Source organism: Thermococcus sp. M36 (assembly GCF_012027355.1).
In the GTDB taxonomy this organism is placed as follows: domain Archaea; phylum Methanobacteriota_B; class Thermococci; order Thermococcales; family Thermococcaceae; genus Thermococcus.
In genome coordinates this window covers 1-424 of sequence record NZ_SNUH01000242.1, presented here as the reverse complement: position 1 = coordinate 424, position 424 = coordinate 1, and the positions used below count along the sequence as shown (strand labels likewise).

The window sequence follows — 424 nt, the reverse complement described above, 5'->3', positions numbered from 1 at the left end:
TAGCCGGTGTAAAATTGTTATTGTTTTCTGTAACCGCAATACCAACATTACTTTGTTTTAATGCTCCTACATCATTCAAACCATCACCAATCATTAAAACATTGTAATTGTTTTTGCTTTGTAATTGTTTAATGTAAGCAAGTTTTTCATCGGGCTTCATATTAAACATTACTTTATTATTAAAACCTACTAAATGCAAAAGTTTTTGTTTTTCAGAATCATTATCGCCACTTATAACGGATATTGCAAATCTTCTTTTCAGGTTATACAAAACATTGCTTAAACCCATTCTGTAAGCATTAACAATTTCAAATACACCCACTACTTCATTATCTATTTTCACAAACAGTTTAGATGTGTTTTTATTAAAGCCATCTATTACCTTAACAAAATCTGCAGAGCCTAACATTATATGATTTTCATT

1 protein-coding gene is annotated in these 424 nt (G+C 28.8%); it reads right to left on the bottom strand.

The window, feature by feature from the left end:
• A partial coding sequence (locus E3E36_RS12165; RefSeq protein ID WP_167895617.1) for an HAD-IC family P-type ATPase occupies positions 1-424 on the bottom strand: 424 nt, incomplete at both ends.